Raw genomic sequence first — 23195 nt, forward strand, 5'->3', positions numbered from 1 at the left:
GCTCAATTCATGGAACTCAACCGTCGAACCGTTCTCACCGCAACCGCTTTCACAGCGGCCGCTGCTGTGTTTCCAATTCCCAATATTGCACGGGCCGCCGCGCCGTTTGCGCAGCCGAAGCTGCCATTCGGCGAGGGCGATCTGGCACCCGTCATTTCCGCAAAGACCGTGGGCCTGCATTACGGCAAGCATCACAAGGCCTATTTCGACAAGCTGAACACGCTGTCGACCGGCACCAAATATGCCGACATGGATCTTGAGGCGATCGTTGTGGAATCAGCCAAGTCCGATGCCGATGCGGACAAGAAGATCTTCAACAATGCCGCCCAGGCCTGGAACCATGTGGCCTACTGGGATCAGTTCGTACCCGGTGGCCCGAACCGGCCGCAGGGCGAGCTGGCAACGACGATCAACGAGACGTTCGGCGACTATGACGGCTTCATCAAGCGCGCCGTCGATATCTCGGATACCGTGTTCGGCACCGGCTGGGTGTGGCTCACTCGGGATGACGCCGGCAAGCTGGCGCTGATCGGCTATGAGGACGGCAAGAACCCGATTGCTGTCGGTCGCCCCGCCTATCTCGGCATCGATATATGGGAACATGCCTATTACGTCGATTACGAGAACCGCAAGCCGGAGCATATCCGCGCCGTCCTCGACAAGCTCGTGAACTGGCGTTCGGTCGAGGAACGCATGGCAGCCTGAATCTGCGATGTTCCCTTTAGTCAACAGAGAGAGGAGTGCCCATGGCCCAGGATCCATTTGAACCCGTACCCGGCCCAATCCCGCCAACACCCGCTCCGCCGGTCCCTCCGATCGGTGAGCCGGAGCCCGACAGGTTGCCGGATGAAGATCCGGTGCCGAACCCGGATGAAAACGACGATCCGCCGCAATACGCCTGAGTTAGCGGCTCACCACGATGAACGGACGGCCGGTCAAGGGACCGGTCGTCTTTCTGTCTGCTTCGCTGGAAGGCGCCACAGGCCCGTCCGCTTTCCCCTCACCAGTGCCTGCATCGGCCGCTCCAGCGCTTCATAGGCGAGGACGCCGACCAGCGTGCCGGCGACCACGGCGATCGTGGTTGCCGCGACAGGCGGCAGGGATGCAGACGACAGGATCTTGACGGCGACCGAGACCGCAAACGTATGCCAGATGTAGATTGAATATGACGCATCGCCGAGATAGGCGAGGGCAGGGATCTTTGGGACCGAGCGGCTCTTTTCAAGGCTGAGCGCGCCGGTCACCAGAATGATCGCAAGCGGTCCACAGGACCATGCATCGAATTCGAGCTTAAAAAACTGAATTGCCGCGAACCCGGCGATCGACAGGCAGATCAGCGCCAGCCCGATCGGGGCCGGCGGGACCTCGCCGCGCTGCCAGAGTTTCGCAAGCGCTGCACCGGCCACGAATTCCAGAATGACCGGGGCCGTGTAGAAGCCAACCGACGGATTTTCGGGCGGCATGACGAGGCCGATTGCGACAAGCGTTCCGAACACCAGCGCCAGCAACGGAAGCCGGGCCGATGGGCGCGCAAACAGGGTCAGCGCAAACACGGCGTAGAAGAAGATCTCGTAGTTCAGCGTCCAGCCTTGCACGAGGACAGGCCAGAGTGCGCCGGTGCTGGGCGAGGCAACGGGCAGGAACAGCAGCGAGCCCAGCACATGCGGCAGGCTCAGCACGAGGTTTGGAAACGCACCGGCGAGGGCGCCGGCGATCATCAGAAGCGTCGCCGCCCAGTAGATCGGCACGATGCGCAGCAGCCGGTTTTTGAAGAACTTGCCGGGACTTGCCGAGCGGGCGTCGCTGATCGCCATCATGATAAAGCCGCTGACGACGAAGAACACGTCGACACCCGCCGCACCGATGGTGAAGTGCAGGCCGCTTTTCTCGCCGGCATGAAACAGCACCACGGCCAGCGCCGCAAAGGCTCTCAGATACTGGATCGAATAGAGAGTAGGCATTGTCTTCACGTCCTTCGACGCCCGTTTGGGCGTGTCAGCCTGCCGGAATGCCCGGTTCGCCATTTTGCCCGCGCTCGGGCCCCGTGGGTGAATTCGGCATGAAACCGTATTGAGGGCGGTCCGCCTTTGCCTTGACCGGCCTCACCGCCAGCGTCAGACGACCGGCCATGAAGTAGAACAGGAAAGACCCGACCTGGTATGGGTTGAGGATGTCGATCTCCACGAAGGACCGAATCGCAAGCAGGGTCGACAGGCCGACAAACAGCAGCGATTCCGGCGTGCGCGAGATGGTCAGCAGCCGTTTCAGATGGCCGGTGAGGCAGGCGATCAGGATGAAGACAAGCAGGCCCGTGCCGATGATGCCAGTCTCCACCATGCTTTCGATATAGGTGTTGTGGAAATGGAAACCGCTGCGGCCGGTGATGAAGAATTCCTGCCAGAGGCGTTCGGCCTCGGAGGCGCCTGGAACCCAGTATCCCTGGTAGCCCATGCCGATGATGGGAGACTGTGCAGCGGCGGCAATGCCCTGCTGCCATAGATAGGTGCGGCCCGTCAGGGTCGAGTCCTTGCCGAACACGCCGAGGATCGCATCCATCGCGCCAAACTGCAGCGCACCGACGATGCCGGCAAGCCCGAACACGAGCGCAATCGCAAAGAAGCCGCGTCGGTGCTTCGGCGAAAAGAACATGAACCCCTGCAGGCCGATGCAGAGCGCAACGACACCGGCCGTGGTGATGACAGAGGTCGCAGACTGCGAGGCGAGCAAGCAGTAGGCCGACAGGAGCGCGCCGCCGCCGGCACCGATCATCCAGATGCCGCGCATGCGAAACAGCATCACCGCCGCATAGGAGAAGATCACGCCGAGGGACGCGAAGAAGCCCAGCTGGTTCTTGGAGGAAAATGCGCCGACGAAGCTGAACGTATTGTCCATCGCGTCCATCAGATAGGTGCCGAACAGGATCGAATAGACGAGCACGATCCCGGTTCCGATCAGGCCGCCGCGCAGCAGCGTCTTGGTGCTGAGCATCCGCATGGCAATCAATGCGCAGACGATATGCGTCAGATACTGGATGGCGGTGCGCAGCGACACGCCAAAGGCCGGCGACCAGAAAGCGGAGATGAAGCAGAAGATGCCGAACGAGAAGATCCAGAGAAACCGGGAATAGCGGCCCAGCACCCGTCGGTAGTCGGTTACGACCGGAAGGAACCATACGCCGTAATAGGCAAGGATCGAGATCTGCCCGAACCTGCTCGAATAGGCGAAGACGAAAAAGGACAGCGCGACGGCGGCAATCCCGTAGATCTCATTCTTCTCCGGGTCGATCAGGGACGACTTGGCAATCTTCATCCGGTTACCCCTATTGCATCAGCAGTTCGGAGGTCACCTTCACCACGTCGCCCGGCATCAGACGGGCATTCTCGTCGACGGCCACTTCCTTGGGGCCGTCGCCTTCGTCGCGCACGACGGTGTATTTGATCGTCGCGGCTGTCTTGCTCGGGTCGAAGCGCAGCGCCTCGGCGGACTGTGCAACTGCCTCCGAGATCAGTTGGCGGCTGGTGGTCAGCTGCAGGCCGAGCTTTTCAAGTTCCGCTTCGGTATCCTGAAGCTCCTTTGCCCGGTCTGCTTCCCAGTCGTTGCGCAGGTTGATCTCGTCCTGGTTCGCCTGGCTGATATCCTGCTTTGCCTTCAAGGTCGACGTGTCGATGTCGAGCAGGGTCGACTGGATGCTGGCCGTGCGCTCCTCGATGGTCAGGAGGCGGCTGCTGGTAGCCAGACCCTGTTCTGTGAGCCGGGACATCTTGTCCCGGTTTTCCGACACGAGATCGAGCTGGCGCTGTTGCGTCTCTGTCTTTTGCGCGAGCGACTTCACTTCGCTTTCGAGAAGGCTGCGCAGCTCGTTGAGGGCCTGCAGCTGCAGCTCATAGCGGTCGCGGCGCGATTTCATCAGCGATGTCTCGCTGGCAATCAGCTGCGCGGCATTGGGCACGTCTTTCAGCTCCGCCGGGATCGGCAGATCGCGCGATCCGGAAACCTCGGCCACAAGCCGTGCCCGGCGGGCAATCAGGCGGCCGCGCTGGTTGTCGTAGACGGCAACGTCGCCCTGCGCATTGATGAAGTCCTTGGCGAAGCGCTGACCGGCGTCGGAACGGCGCAAGCCGCCGGCAAGGCTTACCGCCTTCAGCACGGTCAGGTTCGGGGAGTAGGGAAACTCTCCCGGGGTCGTGACGTCGCCGGCGAGATAGACCGGCCGGTACTGGCTGATTTCAACCGAGGCAGAGGGCAGGTTTCGAAGCGCGAACTTGTCGCGCAGCTGCTGGCCGATCAGACCGGCAACTTCGGCGGTCGTCTTTCCGGCTGCGTCGAGATCGCCGATAAACGGAAGCGACAGCGCGCCGGACGGGCCGACCGTGTATTCGCCGCCGACCACGTCCCAGTCGCGCACCGTGCCATCGGCCGGCTGCCATTCGGCCACGCGGATGCGCAGCTTGTCCATGACGCCGAGCTTATAGCCGCCGCTGGCAGGACCGCTTGCGGCAACCGCTGCAGGGGTCTTGGGTGCCGCAGCCTTGCCAGGTGTTGCGGTTTCGGCCTCAGTGGAGGTCTGTTGTGTGGTCTTCGGGGCTTTGTCCTGCGCCAGGACTGGCGCGACTGAACTCAGCAGCAGGGCGCCGGCTGCAAAAAGGAGCGCCGGCGAACCGCTTTTCGAATGATCGTTCTTCAACATCTACGGGTCCTTCAATCGCATTCAAACGCAAATCCGTGGGAGGTCGGCTCGCGCTTGTTTCGACTGTTGAGTTCGTCTGGTGACTTATTCTTGGTTTTTCTTGCGGCCGGTGACCGACCAGGATTTCTCAGGCTATCAAAAGAAACTCAGATCAATAGCTGCCGCGGGCAAAGCAGACGGCAGGAATGGTCTTTGCAATGATGGCGATGTCGCGAACCAGCGACCAGTTCTGGACGTATTGCGTATCGAAAGCGATGCGGGTCTCGTAGGACACATCATTGCGACCGCTGATCTGCCACAGGCCTGTGAGGCCAGGACGGGTGCGAAGGTAATAGACGGCAAACGCGTCATAGACTTTCAGTTCCTCGTCCACGACGGGACGCGGTCCAACCACGCTCATTTCGCCACGCACGATGTTGAGCAACTGCGGCAGCTCGTCGAGCGACAGCTTGCGCAGGACTTTGCCAACGCTCGTTACGCGTGGGTCGTCTTTCAGCTTGCGCGTCTGACGCCACTCTTCGGCGGCATGCGGATTGTCACGCAGATAGGTGCGCAGCAATTCGTCGCCGTCGGTCGCCATGGTCCGGAACTTGAGGCATTTGAAAATGCGTCCGTTATGGCCAATGCGGCTATGGCCATAAAAAGCAGGGCCCTTATCGGTGAGTTTCACCAGGGCCATGATCATCAGGAATAGCGGGCTGAACAGGATCAGCGCGCAGGCAGCTGCGGTCATATCGAAGCTGCGTTTAGCGAGGCCACCGATCGGGAGGGTACCGAAGGCCTGGTCGGAGTCTACAAACGGCGAACTAGCCGAACGTGTCGCTGACTTCATAGAGGGTAACTCCATTTAGGTTTTGCGATAGTCGGTGATGCCTTTCGGCGGGTCTTTTCGTCGACAATTTGATAATAAGTCTGTGTTCGGAATTTGATGCCAGCCAATTTTTTCCGGGAGCGCTGTCCCGATGCGGGTCGATGCGCGCCAAAATCCGATCAGCACTCCGATTTTTTTACAATCGATTGAATAGCGACCCCAGGTCTACTGTTCTTTTCTGGCAACTATACCCGGAGTTAGAATAATACCCGTGCCATTAGCGTATTGGGGGGCTTCTGCGCAGGGCCAGTCCAGAGCTAAACCTGTGATTGCTTCTTTGAGCAGGGCCAGGAAGTAGCTTGCGTATAAGACCAAAGGCCTACGCATTTCGCACCGCAATACAATGATGCAGCGCAATATGGCTTCGTCGGGTCTCGTCACCTTTGTAACAAAAGTTGAACGCCGGTGACCCCGACTCTGCGACATCCAGCAGCGGAATGTTCCAGACGGCGAGCTTCACGTCCAAATTGTGGCGAAAATGCGATTGGGCGCTGTGGTACCAAGGTAAGAAACCATTCACGCTAATCGCAAGGAACTGCCGAGGCGGGGCAGGGAACCGGCAAACCTTACGAAAGTTTCATTAATACTCGGCATAGCAGATGCTGTATTGCTTGCATCCGACTACTGCCGGTCCTATCGTGACGGTGCAGGGAGGAGCCTGCGTCTAGAAGCCAAGAACTATAAGCTGCTCGGGAGGGCGATCATGTATGCGCCGCGCGTATTTATAAGTATCCTTTGCGTCCTGGTCGTTTTCGCGCTCGCGTCCTTTTTCATCAGCGGGTCCGTCTACACAGCATTTATACACACGCTCCTCTGCGCGGTTATTATCCAGGTGGGTTATTTCGTTGGCATCGTTTACCTCGTTCACCGCGAGAAGCTCGCGGGTAGCAGGGGTCGGACAGATACCGCCGTCGCTGCGCGCTCCAGAGAGGTTTCCAACCTTCCGTCCGACGTGACGTCACACCTGCCTGCCCGGGATATCTAGCCGGCGCTCTCAGTCCCATTTCGGTTTTTGTTGCAGTGCTTCCATATGGAGGCCATCTTCCTGCGTTCAGGTGCTCGCACGACGAACGATGGAGACAGTCTCATGGAGAGCGCAACGGCCCACCCCGATGTTCAGACGATTTGCGTCGTCATCGCAGCCAAGAACGCAGCAGACACGATCGCCACCGCCGTCCGGTCCGCCTTGCATGAAGCGCTTGTCAGCGAAGTCGTCGTGGTCGATGACGGCTCGAGCGACGACACGGCCGGCGCTGCCCGCAGTGTGGATGATGGCAGCGGGCGGCTCCAGATCATCTCGCTGGAGAAGAACCAGGGCCCGTCTGCTGCGAGAAACCGGGCGATCGCCGCCTCCAGTGCACCGCTGATCGCCATTCTCGATGCGGACGATTTCTTCTTTCCTGGACGGTTCGAGCCAATGCTGGCGCTTGGCGACTGGGACATGCTGGCCGACAACATCGCCTTCATCTCCGATCCTGCCGCCGCATTGCCGCCCGAAAAGTTCGAGTCGAGGGCGCGGACGATCTCGCTCATCGAATTCGTCGAGGGCAATATTTCCGAGCGCGGAAAGCCGCGCGGCGAGACAGGGTTTCTGAAGCCGATCATTCGTCGCTCGTTCCTCGATGCCCATCGTCTTCGGTACGACGAGGGCCTGAGGCTTGGCGAGGATTACGATCTCTATCTGCGGGCTCTGGCCAAGGGTGCGCGCTACAAGGTGATCGAGCATTGCGGCTACGGCGCCGTCGTCAGGGCCGATTCGCTCAGCAGCCGCCACCGCACCCATGACCTCAAGACGCTATACGAAGCGGACGAGGCGATCCTGTCGGATCCGCTGCTGCCGACGCAGGCAAGGGCGGTAATTACCCGTCACCGCGACCACATCCGGGAACGCTACGAGCATCGCGCCTTCCTTGATACCAAGTCGAATTCGGGGATTGTCGCGGCCGCTAGCTACATGTTCGGCCGGCCGCAGTTCCTGCCCTATGTCGCGCAGGCGATCCTGCTGGACAAAATGGAGGCAAGACGTGGCGGACCGGTTCCGGTCGCCACGCCGCATGCCATGCGCTATCTGCTTGCCGGGGTTCCGGCAGCAGCGGACCCTGCCGCCGTTCAGAAGTAGTCGCGGCGGATCTCGTCCAGAACGGCGCGAAAACGCTGCTTCTTGTCTTGGAGCATCGCATCCGGGCTGAGCTGTGGCTCGGTCCGGCTGGCCTGCCAGAGCGCCAGGATCGACGGTGCCGCAAGGACCTGCTTCGCCATGCCGCGAAGGCCTGACTGAGCAGGAGCTGTCGGCGCAGACGTCCGCGTCATCACCGACGCATCCCCGCTTGCAGGTTCGTGATGGGCTGGCTGCTGCTGGCCGCCGCCGCCGTCGAAGCTCATTCCCCAGAACTTGGTTTTCTTGGCGACCGCCTCGGCGCGCGTTGAAACCGGCACGAAGTGCGGGTTATAGGTCGCACCGACGGACTGCGCCCAGTCGTTCCACTTGAAATTGTTGATGGATCTGGATGTGCTCACCGCAATCCACGGCACCCGGAATGCATCGGCCAGGATCGCGCCATGCATGGATTCGGCAACGATCATCTCGGACTGGGCAATCGCCCGGATGACCGATTTCGCCTCGCCGCGCGGGTCGAGCCAGGTCAGTCCGGCGGGCTCGCAGACCGATTGCCACATGCCGAATTCCGCCGATTCCCAATGGGGAACGAAGGTCTTCTTGTGGATCTTCGGCAGGTTCTGGAATTCCGGCATATCGGGGATGAGGGCCGCGGGGTCAGTGATCCCTCTCTCGAGGGGAAGACCGAGCTTCGCCGCCGTCAATGGTCCGCGCACGCAGCGCACGTCCCATTCGGGATCATTGATATCGGGTGCCTCGCCATAGCCATAGCCGCTGCCGATCACCAGTTTCTTCTGCCCGGGCGGAAGCAGGACGGGGTTGAGAACGGTACCGACGCCGACCAGCATCGTATCGGCGTGGACGTCGCGAAAGCCCGGAAGAAGATAATCCCAGAGCCACAGATTGAGGTCGTCGCCGAAATTGCCGTGGTGGGATGCCCAGTAATAAGGTTGCATGCAAGCCTCCTGATGGGAGTGAAGTCTTTGTAAAGAATGCGAAGTTTACGTCGCCGAGCGCTCGCGCGCACCCATGCCGAGTTTTCCCGCGCCCAGTTCGAAGGCCGCGCGGATGAGTGCCGGATCGCGCATCACCCACTTGGCCAGAAGGCCGAATTCCGGGCTCTGGCGCCGCTTCATCCGCCCGGCCTGGCCCCACAGGGCCTGCCGTCTTGCGGTGTTCTTGTAGCCTGCAATCGACGCGACGTCGCCCGGCCTGTTGCTGAAACGCTGTTCCAGCGTATCGAGCGCGACCCAGGTGTTGAACTGCTGGCGCAGGAATTCCGGCGACTGGTTGTCGATCGAATGGAAAATGTTGATACCCATGCCGCGCGCAGCGCCCGGCTCGTCGCAGAGGATCGTCCGCTTCGATTTCAGGATGCAGTCGCAGAAGAACAGCACGTCTTCGGCGGCCAGTCTCAATTCGGGCTCGAAGCGGACCGCCTCGAAGACCGGACGGGACATCACCATGCAGGTGAGATGCAGAAAGCTCCAGTTGCGCAGCATGACGCTTGCCAGGTCCTGAAGCTCGATGATGAGCGGCTTTTCCGATAGCCGTGTGCCGCCTTCGGTCTTCTCCAGCTGCGCCATGCCGAAGTGATAATAGAACTCTTCGCTCGCCTGCATCGAGGCCCAGTAGCACTCGGCGCCGAAGCGGCTCATACTCTCGAATGCGTTGGTCAGATGATCCGGAAGCCACACGTCGTCGCTGTCGAGAAGCGCCACAAAACGCGTTTCGGCGGGCACCGCGTCCAGCCCGGTATTGCGCGCCGCCCCCGGCCCGCCATTCTTTTGTTCGATGATTCGGATGCGCTCGAGCCAGGCCGGATCGGCGTCCTGAAGTTCGATTTTCGCGTTATGGGGTAACTCGTCGTCCACGACGATGATATCAAAATCCACGAAGCTCTGGCTGAAAACAGATTGCAGGGCCCGGGTCAGAATACCCGGTTCCCGTTGATAAAATGGAATAATTACGGTGAATGTCGCCATGTTTCTGCCCCTGCTTTTTTCAAGAATTGCAAACCGCTAGCCGCCTGGACGGCTTGGATTGCGGCTTCACGCTGGCTCTCAATCAGTATCCAACAATAGGAATTCGAAGATGGCCCCAACCCAAGGCGTGAAGACGATCACGACAAATGTCGGTTGGAGTGTGCTGTCAAAGACCGCCACATTCGGGCTGAAATTTGTCACTGTACCGATATTGGCAAGACTGTTGACCCCGGAAGATTTCGGAACGGTGGCTGTCGCACTCACCGTCGTACAGTTTTTGGCGATGATCGGTGGTGCCGGTTTGACGTCGGCACTGATCGTCGATCGGGACAGTGGCATGGATACGGTGCACACCGTTTTCTGGGCCAATCTCGCGATGTCTTTGATCATGTCGGTGATCCTTTTCCTCGGTGCAAACGGCATCGGCAGCTGGATGGGTGCGGCCCAGAGCGCCGATCTCCTGCGTATCATGGCCTTTCTCATTCCGCTGCAACTGACGGCCGATGTCGCCTATTCGTTGCTCGCCCGCGAGATGAATTTCAGCAAGGACGCGATCCTCAGCACCGTATCGGAAACCACGGCGGCGCTGGTCGCCCTGGCTCTCGCCTTTATGGGTTTCGGCATCTGGGCGCTGGTCGTGCAGCTGTTTTCCTCGGCGGTGATCCGGCTTGTCGGCCTCTACTCGATCACGCGCTACGTGCCGCGTTTCGTCATCAAGCCGGATCGGATGGGGCCGCTGGTGCGCTATTCTTCAGGGCTGATGGGGTCCGAGATCGCCAATTTCGTGACCTTTCAGGCGCCGATGGTGGTGATCGCGCGGATGTTGACGCTTGCCGATGCGGGTGCCTATTCGGCCGCCAACCGGTTTGCCAGCATTCCGAACCAGGTCGTGCTGTCGGCGGTAATGGGCGTGCTGTTCCCCGCCTTTAGCCTGATGGGCGACGACCGCAAGCGCCGCACCGACGCCCTGATGCTGTCCACTCAGGTAATGACGGTGGTGCTGGCGCCGGCCATGTTCGGGCTTTGGGCGGTGGCGGAACCGGCCATGCTGGTGCTGTTCGGGCCGCAATGGGCCTATGCCTGGCCGGTGCTTGGCCTGCTCGCGCTGTCGAAGGCGATCGTGACGCCCTGCAGCACGTTCATCCCCTACCTCAAGGGCACCGGCCAAAGCCGTGTGCTGTTCTGGTCGGCGGTGCTGCGCGCCATTGCAACGACACTTGCCATCATGCTCGGCGCCACCTATGGCAGCCTTGTCGATGCCATGGTGGCGCTTTGCGTCGTCAACGCCATCACGCTGGTCGGTTATTCCTGGGCCGTGTTCCGGGTCGACGGCATTCCGTTCTTTTGGGGTCTGATGACCAGCAGCCGGTCGATGCTCACCTCGCTCGTCATGGGCGTCGGGGTCCGGTTGACCCTTTCCACCTTCGAAGCACAGCTCACCAGTCCCTATCTCCAGCTCCTCGTTGGCGCTGTCGTGGGCGGCGTGCTCTACGGCGCCATGTTCCTCGTGACGGAAAGGGCGCTCGTCAAAAAAATAATCGGCATGGTCAAGCGGCGTCGTGGTGGGTCGGTTGCGGATGCACCTCCTGCATAACGAAGGGTGCCCTTGCCTCATCGTTGAGACGCATTTTCGCCTTAATCGCGCCGCAATCGGGCGAGTATGCGAACCGATTTGATTGAGTGTCGTCTGAGGTCGAAGTTATTTTCACGACGAATTGATTTTTTTCTCTGTTGTGCAGTGCAGCATAAGAAATCAGTGATCCCCCCGGAATCCATAGCGTTTCAGCACTCGCGAAAGTAGAACTCGCGAATGGAACGGGTAACGGGATGCCGCTGCGGACCGGGCGGATCCCGGCTTTTCGCTGCGCCGCCACATTTTGTGCCAAACTGCACCTGATCCTTGGCACTCGAAAATGCGGGCTCAAAGTCTGCTCTGATTGAAACGGTGGTGACGGGAGGCGCCGCCCAAAAAGGGTAGTTCGTTTGACTGTTGATCAAACCATTTCCTCCCGTATCAATTTGATGCGCATCCTTCTGATCTCGGGCATCGTGTTCGTCCACGTCCCGTTCGATCCGCAGACCAGCCCGTTCCTCGGCCAGAACGGTTTCTTCGATTGGCTCCGCGTGTTTTTTGGCGACAGCCTGTTTCGTATCGGCGTACCGTGCCTCAGCGCGATTTCCGGCTATCTGCTGTTTCGCCGTGGCTGGGATGCTTTCGACTACGGCAAGGTGATGCAATCCAAGGCGCGAACCGTGCTTGTGCCGTTCCTGTTGTGGAACCTCGGCCTGTTCGCCGTCGTCCTTCTGGTGCAGCGCGCCGGCATGGGCATCGGGTATTTCCCGGACCTGTGGAATGCATCCTCCCGTGAACTGGCGAACTATGCGTTTGCGAGCGAGAATTTTCCCGTCGACATCCCGCTCTATTTCCTGCGTGACCTTGTCGTCTGCATCGCCCTGTCGCCAATCCTTGCCTTCTTCGTGCGCAAGGCTGCGGTGCCGACGCTGGTCATCCTGTTCGTGGTGGCGATCTTGCCGGATCTCACGCTCTTCATCGTTTTGAAGAAGTCGATCCTGTTCTCTTTTACCTTCGGCATCTTCCTCGCTTTGAACCGGATCGATCTCTCGGCGCTCGACCGTTTTGCCGTTCCCGGCACTGCGCTGGTTGTGGCCGCCGCCGTCCTGTTGTCGATCGCGCTTTATCAGACGGGACCGGACTATTCCTGGTCGCTTGAGCTTCTGCGCAACGCACTGTCGATTATCGGTGCCGGCGGTTTCTGGCTGATGTCGGCGCTCGCCATCCGCTCGACGCTCGGCAAACGGCTGGCCGCCACCGGCAGCCTCAGCTTCTGGATCTTCTGCGCCCATTACCCGCTGCTCGTGGTGATGTGGATGGTCTGGAACCGCATTGCGGGCGATCAGCTTTACCCGCTGTTCTATGTCGGCGCGATTTCCTCGGCCCTCGTGATCCTGGTGATTTCGAATGCGCTGGTGTCGCGCCTTATGCCCGGCCTTTACCAGACGCTCACGGGCAGTCGCGGCCGCAAGGCAAAGCTTGCGCAGACGCAGAACTCCAATTCGTCCGGGCATTCCGCGCATGGCCGCGAGCCCGCCCTGACCCACAGAAGAGGTGAAACATGACGGCACCAGCCAGACAGATTCGACCCGCTTTCCGAGCCGCTGCAACGGCATTCGCCGCGCTGGCAGTGCTCGCCTGCGCTCCAGCTTTTGCCCAGGCGCCTCAGCCTCCGGCACCTCCCGGGACAGCCCCTAATGCTCCAGATCAGGCAGCCAGCAAGCATCCGGGTGGCAAACCCCACCCGGGTGGCAAGCCGCAGCCGGATGCCAAGGGCACGTCCTTCGTCGAGAATTTCGATCGGCTCGACCGGTCGTTCTGGTTCGTTTCGAACGGCTGGAACAATGGCGCTCATCAGAACTGCACCTGGTCGCAGCGCCAGGTGACGACCGATGGCGGCAATCTGAAGCTCACCTTCGAGGAGCGCCAGAACAAGGACCGCAAAAACGTCTGCGGCGAGATCCAGACCCGCGCCCGCTTCGGTTACGGTACCTATGAGGCGCGCTACAAATCGGCGACCGGTCCTGGCCTCAACTCAGCCTTCTTCACCTATATCGGCCCGACCGACAAAAAGCCGTGGGACGAGATCGACTTCGAGGTGCTCGGCAAGAATGTCGATCAGGTTCAGCTCAACCAGTATATCAATGGCAAGGGCAAGAACGAGAAGATCGTTCCCGTTGCCGGTGGTGCGGACAAGGGCTTCAACGACTACGCCTTCATCTGGGAGCCGGAGCGGTTGCGCTACTTCCTCAACGGCAAGCTGGTGCAGGAAGTCACCGACCCGTCGAAGATCCCGCAGAACGCCCAGAAGATCTTTCTGAGCCTGTGGGGCAGTGATACGCTGAAATCCTGGATGGGCCCGTTCGCCTATTCCGGCCCCACCACGATGGAAGTCGATCGCATCGCCTATACGGCGCTCGGCGAAGACTGTGCTTTCCCGCAATCCGTGCTTTGCACGCTCGACTGATCTTTCGACAGGGAGTTGAACGACGTGACACTGCAGGTCCTCTATCTGGCCCATGATCTTGCCGACCCGGCCATTCGCCGGCGGGTGCTGACGTTGAAAACCGGCGGCGCCAGCGTCACGGTGGCAGGCTTCAGGCGCGCGGGAAACCTGCTGGGCCAGGAAGAGGGCGTGCGCTCCATCGATCTCGGTTCAACGCAGGACGGACAGTTCAGCCAGCGCATCAAGGCCGTGATTAGTGCCCGGATGCAGTTGCAAAAGAGACTTGCCGGCGTTCCCATGCCGGATGTCATCATTGCCCGCAATCTGGAAATGCTGGTTCTCGCCGATGGCGCCGCGTCGCTGTTCGGCGGCGACGTGCCTGTCGTCTACGAATGTCTCGATATCCACCGGCTGCTTCTCGACGAGGGCGCCAAGGGCCGGGTGCTGCGTGCCGTGCAGCGGCATTTCGCAAAGTCGGCCCGGCTGCTGATCACCAGCTCGCCGGCCTTTGTCGAAAACTTCTTCAAGCCGAAATCCGGGCTCGATCTTCCGGTCCTTCTGCTCGAGAACAAGGTTCTGCAGCTGGGCGAAGCGTCCGTCGCAAAGCCGCAACCGCGTCTGCCCAAGCAGGGTGAGCCCTGGAAGATCGGCTGGTTCGGTGCGATCCGCTGCCGCAAGTCGCTCGATATCCTGACGGCCTTTGCCGAAAAGATGAACGGCGGGGTCGAGGTCATCATCCGGGGACGGCCGGCCTATAGCGAGTTTGCCGATTTCGATGCGCAGGTGAAGAACGCGCCGTTCCTGCGTTTCGAGGGTCCCTACCGCAATCCGGAGGATCTGGCAGAGATCTACAACGAGGTGCAGTTCACCTGGGCGATCGATTTCTTCGAGGAAGGTCTGAACTCCGAGTGGCTTTTGCCGAACCGTCTCTATGAAGGCGGGCTGCATGGCGCGGTTCCGATCGCACTGGCGCGCACCGAGACCGGCCGCTTTGTGGCTAAGCGCGATATCGGCATCCTTCTCGACAACGCGACGCCTTCCGATCTGGAAACCCTGTTCTCGGGCATGACCGACGCACTCTACCTCGATCGCTTCACCCGGCTTGCGGCCGTCGATCGCAGCCAGTGGGTTACCGATGCTAGCGATTGCCGCGCCCTGGTCGACAGGCTTGCGGGCCTCAATCGCAATATTTCGCTGGCCGTACCGTCGGTACCGGCCGTTTCAACCGTGCAGTCGTGAGGTGAGATAGGTCATGCGTGTGCCTTCGAATGCCGATGTTTCCCATGGCGACCTGTCCTTGATCCGGACACTGATCGTCGTTCCGTGCCTTGATGAGGCAAAGACCATCGAGCCGCTTTTGCGCAAGCTCGACCAGCAGCGTAGCTCGGCCAGCGACATGATCGTCGTTGCCGATGGCGGCAGCAAGGACGGCACGCAGGAGATCGTCCTTCGCGTCGCTCAGGAACTGCCGAACGTGGCGCTGATGCACAATGCCAAGCGCATCCAGAGTGCGGCGATCAATCTCGCGGTCCAGCGCTTCGGCGCGGAGTTCGAATATCTGATCCGCATCGACGCGCATGGCGATTATCCCGACGATTATTGCCGGACGCTTCTGCAGGAAGCGGTGTCGCTTGAGGCGGATTCCATCGTGGTCGGCATGGAAACGGTCGGCTTTGGCCTGTTCCAGCGGGCAACGGCTGCGGCGCAAAACTCCAAGCTCGGCAATGGCGGCTCCAAGCACCGGGCCGGCGGCGGCGGCGAGTGGGTCGATCACGGCCACCACGCCCTGATGCGCATCTTCGCGTTTCAGGCTGTCGGCGGCTACGACGAGAGCTTCAGCCATAACGAGGATGCGGAACTGGATTTCCGCCTTCGCCAGTCCGGTTTCCGCATCTGGATGACCGGCAAGACTTACATGACCTATTATCCGCGCTCCACCGCCTCGGCGCTGTTCCGGCAGTATCTCGGCTATGGCCGCGGCCGGGCAAAGAACCTTTTGAAGCATCGGTCGATCCCCAAGATCCGCCAGGCCATTCCGTTGGCGGTCGCACCTGTCGTGATCGGCGCCGTGCTTGCCGTCCTCTACTGGTGGGCGGCCATTCCGCTGGTTGTCTGGGCGGTCGCCTGCCTCGGCTACGGCGTCTGGATGGCTGTTGGCCAAAATAACCCGCTCGGTCCGCTTGCCGCGGTGTCGGCGATGATCATGCATTTCGCCTGGTCGGCAGGCTTCTGGCTGGAACTGATCGGCATCAAATCGAGGAGGCGTGCATGATCGTGGCTGGCAGCGGCAAGCTCCGCATCGATATCGGCATCTGCACCTATCGGCGCCCGGAACTGGAGGTCACGTTGCGGTCGCTGTTTGCGCTCGACGTGCCTGAACACACGCAGGTCCGGCTGATCGTCGCCGACAATGACGCGGAGCCAAGCGCGCAAGCCTTGGTGGAGCGGCTGAAAGCCGTCTCGCCCTTCGAGATCGAGTATGTCCATTGCCCGAAATCGAACATCTCGATTGCGCGCAATGCCTGCCTTGCTGCCTGCCAAGCCGATTATCTGGCCTTTATCGACGACGACGAGACAGCCGGTCCTGGCTGGCTTGCAGCGCTTGTCGACCGCGCCGAAGCGACGTCGGCCGATGCGGTTCTAGGCCCTGTCCGCGCCATCTATCCGGATAATGTGCCGGCCTGGATGCGCAGCGGTGATTTCCACTCGACCAATCCCGTGTGGGTCGATGGCCGTATCGTCACCGGCTATACCTGCAACGTGCTTCTCGACATGCGCTCACCGAAGCTTGCGGCCCGCAAGTTCGCGCTGTCGCTCGGCCAGAGCGGTGGCGAGGATACGCACTATTTCACTCAGCTGACCGATGCCGGCGGAAAAATCGAGTTTGCCCGCGAGGCCATGCTGGAAGAGCCGGTGCCGAAGAAGCGCGCCAGCTTCTCGTGGCTTGCCAAACGCCGCTTCCGCTCCGGCCAGACCCATGGCCGCATTGTTGCCGCAAAGAGTGCCGGTCTGTCGCGGTTCAAGAAAGCAGCAATCGCCGGGCTGAAATTTGGCTATTGCGCCGTGGTCACCATCGCAACTGTCGCAATTCCGGTCACCCGCACGCGCTATGCCCTGCGCGCAGCACTGCACGCCGGTTCGGTCATGGGGACGCTCGGCATGCGCGAGATCCGCCAGTACGGCATGGTGGAGGCCACATGACATCTGTTGTCACCGCACCCGATGTCAGCTTCGTCATCGCCGCCTACAATGCTGAGGAGACGCTGGAAAGCGCGATCGATAGCGCGCTTGCCCAGGTCGACGTCTCCCTGGAAGTGATCGTCGTCGACGACTGCTCCAGCGACGGCACCCGCGAGCTTGCGCTTCGCTGCCGCGATCGCGACGATCGCGTCAAGCTCATCGTCCAGCCCGCCAATGGCGGACCGGCGGCCGCGCGCAATGCCGGGTTCGATGCGGCAACCGGCCGCTGGATCGCCGTGCTCGATGCCGACGACACGATCCATCCGCAGCGCCTGAAGCGGATGATCGCACGCGCCGAGGCGATGGATGCACGGATCGTGGTCGACAATATCGACGTCGTCCCGCTCGAAGGCGGCCAGCCGACGGCGATGTTTTCGCGCTCCGATCTGGAAGCGCGGAACACGCTTGAGCTCGCCGATTTCATCGAATCCAACATCATCTTCGAAAGCACGTTCAATTTCGGTTACATGAAGCCGATTTTCCGCCGCGATTTCCTCAATCAGCACGGCTTGCGCTTTGATGAGAACCTGCGGATCGGCGAGGATTACATCCTGCTTGCATCTGCGATCGCGAGCGGCGGCGTCTGCGCCATCGAGCCCGAGGCCGGTTACGTCTACCACCTGCGCCACGGTTCGATCTCGCGGGTGCTGAAGCCCGAACACCTCACGGCGATGCTTGCCGGCGACGAGAAGTTCCTCGGCCGCTTCACGCTCGAACGGCAGGCGATGGCAGCACAGCTGCGCCGCACGCAGAGCATTCGGGAAGCGGCATCCTTCCTCACACTCGTCGACCAGATCAAGAAGCGGTCGGTCGGCGGGATCCTGAAAACGGCAATCGACAATCCGCGGGCGCTCAAGCACCTGCGCATGCCGATTGCCGTCCGTATGCGCCGGTTCGCAAGAGCTGCCGGCGTTTCTTGACAATCCGATCGACGGGGCGGGGGCGTCCCGGAAAGGACAACGACACTATGGAAATGAGACCTGTTCGCAAGGCGGTCATTCCGGTTGCAGGCAATGGAACACGGTTCCTGCCGGCCACCAAGGCGATGCCAAAGGAAATGCTGACGATCGTCGACAGGCCCGTCGTGCAATATGCGGTCGATGAGGCCATGCAGGCCGGCATCGAGCACATCATCTTCGTGACCAGCCGCAACAAGACGGCAATCGAAGATTATTTCGACAGTAATCCCGAACTGATCGCCAGCCTCACCCGCGCCGGCAAGACGGTTCAGGTGACCCAGCTCGAAAAGATGCTGCCGCTTGCCGGCACCGTCAGCTACACCCGCCAGCAGGTTCCGCTGGGTCTCGGCCACGCCGTCTGGTGCGCCCGCGAACTGGTGGGCAACGAGCCCTTCGCGCTGCTTTTGCCGGATATGGTGTCCTATGGCGCCCGCGGCTGCATGGCAGGCCTCGTTGATCTCTATGAGGAAGTCGGCGGCAACGTCTTCGGCGTCGAGCAGTGTGCGCCCGAGGAGACGTCCAGCTACGGCGTCGTCGCGATCGGCGAAAGCAAGCAGCACGGCTTCGAAGTGACCGGCATGGTCGAAAAGCCGGCACCTGCCGATGCACCGTCGAACTATTACCTTAATGGTCGCTATATCCTGCAGCCGCAGATCTTCGAACTGCTGGAAAGCCAGGAACGCGGAGCCGGCAACGAGATCCAGCTGACCGACAGCATGCAGAAACTGCTGCAGAAGCAGCCGTTCCACGCACAGCCCTATACCGGACGGACCTTCGACTGCGGTTCCAAGCGCGGTTTCATCGAAGCCAATGTGGCCTTCGCGATGTTGCGGAGCGATATGGGCGAGGAGATCTATCACTCCGTCAAGGAGCTTCTCGCCAACCACGAATCGAAGGTTAAGGCGGCTTAAGGGCCGCTCCAACGTCGCAGTCAGACCAAAGCCCGAGGAACGGCAGTCCATTTCTGCCGTTCCTCTCGACAATTCCGGAAAGCGGACAAAGCCATGGACCAGGTTAATTATAGGCCGATGAACATCTTCCCGAACGAGCAAAAAGAAACTGACACGTTCATCGACCTCGACAAGCTGTGGTCGGCAGCCATGCGTCGGCTTGGCGTGATCATCATCTGCGTGGTCGCCATGGTCGCGCTTGCGGCAGCCTATCTGTTTACGGCGCAGCCGAAATACACGGCCGCGACGCAGATCCTGGTGGACGACAACCTGTCCCGCTATGCGGAAGAGGAAACCGAAGGCCAGACCGCGCAGCAGATCGACAACCGCATGTCCAGTTCGGTCGAGATCCTGAAATCCAAGGCGCTGGCGCTCAGCGTCGTCGACAAGGGCAAGTTTGCGGAAAACGACCTGATCGTCGATCCGCCCAAATCGCCGGTCGATCTTGCCAAGGACATGGTAAAAAGCGTTGTCTCGCTGGTTTCATCAGGCGGCCCGTTGCCGAGCGAAGACCAGGTGCGCGCCGGACGCCGTGAAAAGGCTGCCGCCATCCTTCAGCAGTCGATCACCGTCGAGCGCGTCGGACGCAGCTCGGTCATCTCGCTCTCCGTCCGCTCGCCAGACCCGGTTCTTTCCGCCCAGCTTGCCAAGACCTATGCCAGTTCCTTCCTGACGGAAGAGCTCAATGCCAATTTCGACGCGACCGAGCGCGCTTCCGTGTGGCTCCAGGAACGTTTGAACGACCTCAACATCCGCGCACAGCAGGCATCGCTGACGGTCGAGCAGTATAAACGCGACAACGGCCTCGTATCGCCGCGCGGCGAGCTGATGTCGGCCCAGCAGCTGTCCGATCTCAATACCCAGCTGATCTCGGCGCAGGCCGAAGTCGCCAGCGCCCAGGCCCGCTACAACCAGTACAAGGTGATCATCGACAAGGGCTCGGAAGCAGCCGTCGAAAACGCCGTCGTTGCCAACCGCGATACCGACAACACGGTGCTGCAGAACCTTCGCCAGCGCTACACGACGGTCAACGATCGTGAAAAGGGCGTGGTCGAGCAGTTCGGCGCCGATCACCCGCAGGCAGTCGCGCTCCGCTCTGAAAAGCAGGACCTGGCGCAACAGATCCTGCGCGAGTTGCAGCAGCTGACCGGTTCGTTCCGCAACGAGCTGGATGTCGCAAGCTCGCGCGAGCAGTCGCTGCGTGCCAGCATCGAAAGCGTGGCCGGCCGCAACCAGGATGCCAATGTTTCCATGGTGCAGTTGCAGGAACTGCAGCAGCGCGCTGATGCTCTGAAGACGCTCTACCAGTCCTATCTGCAGCGGTTCGAACAGGCGTCGCAGCTGCAATCGCTGCCGATCGCCAAGGCGCGCGTCATCTCGGAAGCCGGCGTGCCGATCTCGCCGTCCAGCCCGCGCAAGACGCTCACCATGGCTCTGTCCGTCGTGCTTGGACTGCTGCTCGGCGGCGCACTTGCAGCGCTTCTGGAATTCCGCGAGCGCTTCTTCCGCACCGGCGCCGACGTGCAGGACAAGCTCGGCGTCCGCTTCCTCGGTTACCTCCCGAAGATTGGCAGCGCCCAGACCGACGACAACGGCTCCGACAAGCCAGCCGACGCCATCGACGGCCAGATCCTGCCGGAGGGCGATCCGATCGCGCTTCGCCGCAAGATGCGGGTTGCCGTCGAAGCGCCGCGCTCGCAGTTTGCCGAGACGCTGCGCAATGCCAAGCTTGCCGCCGATATCGTGCTGCAGGGTCGCAAATGCTCGGTCATCGGCGTCGTCTCCTGCCTTCCCGGCGAAGGCAAGTCGATGGTTGCGGCAAACCTTGCCGGCCTCATCTCATCCAACGGCGTTCGCACGCTGGTCATCGATGGCGATCTGCGCAATCCGGGTCTGTCCAAGATGCTGGCGAGCGAACCGGATGTCGGCCTGATCGACGTCGTGCTGCAGAAGGTTCCGTGGACGGCGGCCGCCCGCGTCGACCGCCGCTCGCGCCTGACGATCCTGCCGATGACCACCCGCAGCCGCCAGCTTGCCCATACATCGGAGCTTCTCGCCTCGACCGGCATGAGCCAGTTCCTCGAAAGCATCAAGGACACGTTTGACGTCATCATCGTCGACCTGGCACCGCTGATCCCTGTTATCGATGCGAAGGCCTTCGAGCCCTATGTCGACGGCTTCATCTTCGTCACCGAATGGGGTGTCACGCCGGTCAAGGCCGTGCAGAGCGTGCTTCAGTCGGAACCGCAGATTGCCGCAAAGACGATCGGCGTCATTCTCAACAAGACCGAGATGGGCGAGCTGCGCAAATATGCCGATCCGGGCGCGCCAGAGCGCCTGCATTCAAGCTATTCATCCTATTACAAGGATGCCATTCCCGGCGTGCCGCGCTAAGTTGCGGCACGTTCCGAAAGACTGATCGAAGGCCGCCGCTCCCTGAGGAACCGGCGGCCTTTCACGTTTCAGTGGTTGCCGTGTGCCTTTAGCGCCAATGCGTGCTTCCGTGCGGGAACAAAATTCCCTACCATGTCCCCAGTCCGATGATCCGCGAGGCCGAATTTCATGAGCACTCTCAACCGTTTCTCCGTTCACCCGCTGGCATCCATGACGCGATTGCTCGCCGACGTCGCGTCGGCACGGCGCGAGCCTGATCTGGTCATCCGGGATGCACGGATGCTGTCGACCTATTCGGAGCGCATCCTGCCCGGGCGGGAAATCTGGCTCTCCGGCGGCCGTATCGCCGCGGTAAAGCCCACCGGTTCCTACAAGGGAACATCGGCCAAGATTTACGACGCAAAGGGCGGCATTCTCGCGCCTGGCCTCGTCGATCCGCATATCCATATCGAATCCTCGATGGTGACGGCCTGCGCCTATGCGGAGGCTGCCCTTCTCAATGGCACCACCACGATCTTCTGCGACAGCCACGAGATCGGCAATGTCATGGATGTCGCCGGTGTCGAGGCGATGCTGGAAGACGCGCGCATGGCGCCGCTGTCGATCTTCCTGACGGTGCCGAGCACCGTTCCCGCCACCTCGCCGGAACTGGAAACCGCCGGTGGCGACCTGACGCCGGACAAGATCGCGGCGCTGTTCGACAAATGGCCGGAAGCGGTGGCGCTCGGCGAAAAGATGGATTTCGTTCCCGTCGCGATGGGCGACGAACGCAGCCATGCGATCCTCGCTGCTGCTCTGTCGCGCGGCCGTCCCGTATCGGGCCATGTCTACGGCCGTGAATTCGTCGCGGCCTATGCCGCCTCCGGCGTGACCGACACTCATGAGGCGATCGACCGCGATATTGCTGACGATCTGCTGGAAGCCGGCGTCTGGCTGTTCCTACGCGGCGGCCCGCCGACGACGCCCTGGCATTCGCTGCCGCAGGCGATCAAGACGATCACCGAGCTTGGCGCCTCGCACAAGCGCGTCGCCGTCTGCACCGACGACCGCGACGCCGAGGATCTGCTCGCCTTCGGAATGGACTGGGTGACCCGCGAGGCGGTCAAATATGGCATGACGCCGGAACAGGCCTGGGCCATGGGCTCGCTGCATGGCGCCACCCGCTTCGGCATGGAAAACGAGATCGGTGGTCTCGGCGGCGGACGGCGTGCAGATCTGGTGCTCCTCTCCGATAACCTGGAGCCGGTCAGCACCTGGTATGGCGGCGAACTGGTCGTGGACCAGAAGAAGATCACGCCTGTTCTCGATGAGGCTTTGTCCAAGCCCTATCGCTATCCGGAAGCCGCCTATCATACGGTGAAGCTGCCGAAGAACCTCAAGCTGACGCCTGAACTGCCGACCGAGACCGTCATTGCCCACACGATCAAGACGGAGCTGCCGGGCATCACGCTCGGCCATGTCACCGTCACGCTCGAGCCGGCCAACGACTGGCAGACCCAGTTCGATCGCCACGGGCTTTGCTTCGTCACGGTCGTGGAACGTCACGGCAAGTCGCCGGGCAATGTCGCTCACGGTCTGCTCAATGGCTTCGGCCTGAAGAAGGGCGCCGTCGCCTCCTCGGTCGGTCACGACAGCCACAATATCATCGTCGCCGGCACCAATGAACGCGACATGCAGGTCGCGCTCGATGCCATCGAGGCGGTCCAGGGCGGCGTCTGCGTGGTCATGGATGGCAAGCTGACCGCCATGGTGCCGCTGCCGATCGCGGGGCTCTTGTCCGACAAGCGCGTCCACGAGGTCGCCGACGAGGTGAAGGCGTTGAAGCTCGAATGGGAAAAGGCCGAATGCACGATCGCCTATATGGGCTTCAATCTCATTCCGTTGTCGGTCATTCCGGATATCCGCATTACCGACAAGGGCCTCGTTCTGGTGCCGGAAATGCAGATGCAGACCCTGTTCGAACCGGCATGAGAG

At 61.1% G+C, this 23195-nt stretch carries 20 protein-coding genes; 14 read left to right on the plus strand and 6 right to left on the minus strand.

Annotated features, from left to right (window positions below; genetic code table 11):
* The first annotated feature begins 9 nt into the window (after positions 1-9).
* Positions 10-705, plus strand: a complete 696-nt coding sequence (locus tag ACQY1L_RS00680) for a superoxide dismutase (protein WP_062461599.1) — start codon at positions 10-12, stop codon at positions 703-705.
* Between the two features lie 41 nt (positions 706-746).
* Positions 747-902, plus strand: a complete 156-nt coding sequence (locus ACQY1L_RS00685) for a hypothetical protein (protein WP_092659468.1) — start codon at positions 747-749, stop codon at positions 900-902.
* 33 nt (positions 903-935) lie between these two features.
* Here ACQY1L_RS00685 and ACQY1L_RS00690 read toward each other — a convergent pair whose 3' ends face one another.
* The 4 genes from ACQY1L_RS00690 to ACQY1L_RS00705 form a co-directional block, all read right to left on the minus strand.
* Positions 936-1961 (minus strand): acyltransferase family protein, encoded by a 1026-nt coding sequence (locus tag ACQY1L_RS00690; RefSeq protein WP_430242109.1) that lies wholly within the window; start codon positions 1959-1961, stop codon positions 936-938.
* 34 nt (positions 1962-1995) lie between these two features.
* Entirely contained in the window at positions 1996-3309 is a 1314-nt protein-coding gene (locus ACQY1L_RS00695; protein ID WP_082471973.1) for an O-antigen ligase family protein, read from the minus strand.
* A 10-nt stretch (positions 3310-3319) separates the two neighbouring features.
* The gene (locus ACQY1L_RS00700) at positions 3320-4687 is read right to left on the minus strand and encodes a polysaccharide biosynthesis/export family protein (RefSeq protein ID WP_082471974.1); all 1368 of its coding nucleotides are present in this window, start codon (positions 4685-4687) and stop codon (positions 3320-3322) included.
* Positions 4688-4838: 151 nt separating this feature from the next.
* Positions 4839-5519 carry a sugar transferase gene (locus ACQY1L_RS00705; RefSeq protein WP_113166854.1) on the minus strand — a complete coding sequence of 227 codons (681 nt, stop codon included), beginning with the start codon at positions 5517-5519 and terminating at the stop codon, positions 4839-4841.
* Positions 5520-6261: 742 nt separating this feature from the next.
* On the opposite strand from ACQY1L_RS00705, the gene ACQY1L_RS00710 reads away from it, so the two are divergent.
* Both ACQY1L_RS00710 and ACQY1L_RS00715 read left to right on the plus strand, forming a co-directional pair.
* Positions 6262-6543 carry an exopolysaccharide production repressor protein gene (locus ACQY1L_RS00710; RefSeq protein WP_082472025.1) on the plus strand — a complete coding sequence of 94 codons (282 nt, stop codon included), beginning with the start codon at positions 6262-6264 and terminating at the stop codon, positions 6541-6543.
* 102 nt (positions 6544-6645) lie between these two features.
* Positions 6646-7677 (plus strand): glycosyltransferase family 2 protein, encoded by a 1032-nt coding sequence (locus tag ACQY1L_RS00715; RefSeq protein WP_184654523.1) that lies wholly within the window; start codon positions 6646-6648, stop codon positions 7675-7677.
* Here the strand turns inward: ACQY1L_RS00715 and ACQY1L_RS00720 are convergent.
* Together ACQY1L_RS00720 and ACQY1L_RS00725 are read right to left on the minus strand one after the other, a co-directional pair.
* Positions 7668-8630, minus strand: coding sequence for a polysaccharide pyruvyl transferase family protein (locus ACQY1L_RS00720; protein ID WP_430242112.1), 963 nt, complete (start codon positions 8628-8630; stop codon positions 7668-7670). The two genes, ACQY1L_RS00715 and ACQY1L_RS00720, sit on opposite strands and share 10 nt — an antisense overlap.
* Before the next feature lie 45 nt (positions 8631-8675).
* A complete protein-coding gene (locus tag ACQY1L_RS00725; protein ID WP_430261932.1) occupies positions 8676-9659 on the minus strand; it encodes a glycosyltransferase family 2 protein in 984 nt (327 codons plus the stop codon).
* A gap of 109 nt (positions 9660-9768) precedes the next feature.
* Between ACQY1L_RS00725 and ACQY1L_RS00730 the strand changes: the two genes are divergently transcribed.
* From ACQY1L_RS00730 to ACQY1L_RS00775, 10 genes are all read left to right on the plus strand, one after another.
* Positions 9769-11253 carry a lipopolysaccharide biosynthesis protein gene (locus tag ACQY1L_RS00730; RefSeq protein ID WP_184654520.1) on the plus strand — a complete coding sequence of 495 codons (1485 nt, stop codon included), beginning with the start codon at positions 9769-9771 and terminating at the stop codon, positions 11251-11253.
* Between the two features lie 389 nt (positions 11254-11642).
* Positions 11643-12797 (plus strand): acyltransferase family protein, encoded by a 1155-nt coding sequence (locus ACQY1L_RS00735; protein ID WP_430242115.1) that lies wholly within the window; start codon positions 11643-11645, stop codon positions 12795-12797.
* On the plus strand, positions 12794-13699 hold the full coding sequence (locus ACQY1L_RS00740; RefSeq protein WP_430242117.1) for a family 16 glycosylhydrolase: 906 nt from the start codon (positions 12794-12796) through the stop codon (positions 13697-13699). The genes ACQY1L_RS00735 and ACQY1L_RS00740 overlap by 4 nt, the downstream gene beginning before the upstream one ends.
* Before the next feature lie 24 nt (positions 13700-13723).
* The gene (locus ACQY1L_RS00745) at positions 13724-14917 is read left to right on the plus strand and encodes a glycosyl transferase family 1 (protein ID WP_430242118.1); all 1194 of its coding nucleotides are present in this window, start codon (positions 13724-13726) and stop codon (positions 14915-14917) included.
* A 13-nt stretch (positions 14918-14930) separates the two neighbouring features.
* Positions 14931-15950 carry a glycosyltransferase family 2 protein gene (locus ACQY1L_RS00750; RefSeq protein WP_174197067.1) on the plus strand — a complete coding sequence of 340 codons (1020 nt, stop codon included), beginning with the start codon at positions 14931-14933 and terminating at the stop codon, positions 15948-15950.
* Positions 15947-16879 carry a glycosyltransferase gene (locus tag ACQY1L_RS00755; protein ID WP_430242120.1) on the plus strand — a complete coding sequence of 311 codons (933 nt, stop codon included), beginning with the start codon at positions 15947-15949 and terminating at the stop codon, positions 16877-16879. The genes ACQY1L_RS00750 and ACQY1L_RS00755 overlap by 4 nt, the downstream gene beginning before the upstream one ends.
* Positions 16876-17838, plus strand: coding sequence for a glycosyltransferase family 2 protein (locus tag ACQY1L_RS00760; RefSeq protein WP_430242122.1), 963 nt, complete (start codon positions 16876-16878; stop codon positions 17836-17838). The genes ACQY1L_RS00755 and ACQY1L_RS00760 overlap by 4 nt, the downstream gene beginning before the upstream one ends.
* A gap of 47 nt (positions 17839-17885) precedes the next feature.
* Complete coding sequence (locus ACQY1L_RS00765; protein WP_062461568.1) at positions 17886-18788, plus strand: UTP--glucose-1-phosphate uridylyltransferase; 903 nt, start codon at positions 17886-17888, stop codon at positions 18786-18788.
* 93 nt (positions 18789-18881) lie between these two features.
* Positions 18882-21221 (plus strand): Wzz/FepE/Etk N-terminal domain-containing protein, encoded by a 2340-nt coding sequence (locus tag ACQY1L_RS00770; protein WP_113166844.1) that lies wholly within the window; start codon positions 18882-18884, stop codon positions 21219-21221.
* Positions 21222-21389: 168 nt separating this feature from the next.
* A complete protein-coding gene (locus tag ACQY1L_RS00775; RefSeq protein WP_430242125.1) occupies positions 21390-23192 on the plus strand; it encodes an adenine deaminase in 1803 nt (600 codons plus the stop codon).
* The last annotated feature ends 3 nt before the right edge of the window (positions 23193-23195 follow it).

Source organism: Neorhizobium sp. DAR64862/K0K3, from assembly GCF_050500185.1.
Classification (GTDB): Bacteria; Pseudomonadota; Alphaproteobacteria; order Rhizobiales; family Rhizobiaceae; genus Neorhizobium; species Neorhizobium soli.